The 2,225-nt window shown below is 51.3% G+C and carries 2 protein-coding genes; one reads left to right on the top strand and one right to left on the bottom strand.

Going from position 1 to position 2,225, the window contains the following annotated elements:
• Positions 1–1,363, bottom strand: a 1,363-nt coding sequence (locus AC6F7T_RS11190; protein WP_500718876.1) for an IS4 family transposase, incomplete at its 3' end; no start/stop codon positions are given.
• Between the two features lie 567 nt (positions 1,364–1,930).
• On the opposite strand from AC6F7T_RS11190, the gene AC6F7T_RS11185 reads away from it, so the two are divergent.
• On the top strand, positions 1,931–2,225 hold a 295-nt coding region (locus AC6F7T_RS11185), incomplete at its 3' end, for a hypothetical protein (protein ID WP_500718874.1).

The following is a 2,225-nucleotide window of genomic DNA, read 5'->3' as shown; positions in this document are numbered from 1 at the left end:
GAGTCAATTTCTTTCCTGTTTGCAGCATATCAACGGCAAGGCCCATGACTGTATCAATGATAGCGAGCACTGCATCTTCGGCGATCATACCGGCAGCTCTTACTTTGTCCAAGGCGAGGCTGAGCAGTCGCTGCATGGCTTCAACCAGGCTCAGGTCGCGCCGCTCTTCACTGCAGGCGAAAAAGAGCGTGCCCAGTGTGCGGGGATCGTCATGACATCGCTGCTCAAAGGCCAAGAAGACATAGCGGCTCATGACAATAGTGATATGGCCGATGATGCCGTCAAAGTCCCGCAGTTGAGTCTCCCGCTCGAGTTTGAGATAGTGCTTCATCATCTTGAAGAACACCTCGATATCCCACCGTTTGCCATAAATGCGGACGATTTCCTCGTCGGCAAGGTCGACTGCGACCTTGGTGGAGAGGATGGCCAGCCATTGGCGTTTGTGGCGGTGACGGACAAAAACGATCTTTATTTTCTGCTCCTTCTTCGTCTCGACGACCACACTGGCGAAGATCCTGGCCTTGCCGCGCCGTTTCTTCAGTTTGGCGAACAGGCGACCCAGGGTCAACCATTGCCCCTTGTGTCGGTAAAAGATCTTCGGCAAGTCCTTGCCCATGCAGATCACCGGCAGGTGTTTGCCCAAGGAGGCCAGGAGAGCGGGAAAAGCAAACCAGCTGTCCATCAGGAGGTAGTCGGCCCGAATGCCCCTCGCCAGAACTCGTTTCACCATGGTTTCCAGATGCCCGGTGGATTTGGCCATGGCTTCCATTCGGCGTTTGTAGCCGCAGCTCCGCTTGTCCACCTCTTTTTTTATCCCCTGCAACCGTTTACTGGCCTTGGCCGAAGAGCACAGGATGAAGTCGAGCGGCAGGAAACTCACCCCATCCGACCAGCCAAGGGTCAAGAGCTTAAACCCCTTCAGGCTCCGTCCTGCGTTATGGTCGTGCACCCAGGCGAGCAGTTCAACCACCTTGGAACGGGAGCGGTCATAGGTGCTGTCATCGATAATCAGCACCTTCTCACGCTGCTCGCTGGTCAGCACGTTCATGAATCGAACCACCACCGTCACCAGGCTCAGCAGAAACGCCCGCCAATTATACCGGGGATTCTTCAGGAACTCGTAGGCACTGTCCTTCTGGAATCCCAGCTCCCGGTTCTGGACAATACCCCGGGAAAAGTTGTTCCCACCAAAGGGCAGGGCAAAAATAGCGGAGAACACAGCCAGGGGTTTTGCTCCTCGCAGCTTGCGGATGCCGCTGTTGCCCAGCAGGGTACCGACCTTGAAATCTTCAAGGAAGGAAGAAATCCGGTCATGCAGTCGTTTTGCCTCTTGTTGCTCCTGGTGGTATTGGGTATAGTCCATTCGAGCCTTTTCTTTTTGATATTATTGATGATTTTCGCAAATCCAATATATCAGAAAGCAAAAGGCTTTTCACGTTAAAACGACCTTATTTCAGCATCTTGACCGATTTTTTGGTCAGGGAAATATCAACTCAGAAACTTGAGTAAGGGAGCTATTTACTTAATGTCACAGTTTACCTGGCACAGCAATCAAGCAGGTCTTCACATCCTGAATGTGTCACTGGAACTGTTTATGCCCACCCTAATATCTCAATCGATCTCCCTGGAATTGGCGGTAGCTAGCCAGTGAATGAGCAGCATGACGAAAGTAGTTTTTCGATTTGATCAGAATTTGACCCTAAACGTTACTGACAGAAAAACAATAAACAAAAAACAGGTATTTAATAGGTAGGCAAAGTATGCATACAAACCGAAAAGTCTTGGGGTGCAATCGATTTCAAGGGAAGGTTGGCCAGAGCCAAGTGGCCAAACAAAAAAAGAGCAGGCAAGAAAAGCGCTGAAATGTAACCGATCAGGGGGTGCGAATTTTTCACTGGCGTCGTAAGCCAGTATTTGCTACGGTGCTGTTATGGAAAACACAGCACCTCTGTACAAAATTCGGGGTCGCCACCTCTACCAGCATGATCTAGCTGAAATCCGTCAGGTCGTTACCGATCATTGGGATACGGGGCGCACGGCGATCTCAAAAATTCTCTGCCAGCGATGGCAATGGCGGCAACCCAATGGCCAGTTGAAGGACATGGCCTGCCGGAGCCTCCTGCTCACACTGGAGAAAAAAGGCGAGCTCACTTTGCCGCCACGTATTCAGGAAACCTACCGTTTCTCACGTCGGGCAGATCGCCGAACTTATACAATTGACACCA

The sequence above is a fragment of the Pelovirga sp. genome (assembly GCF_059864205.1).
The sequence above is the reverse complement of the archived record's forward strand: the minus strand, read 5'-3'. Positions and strand labels throughout refer to the sequence as shown.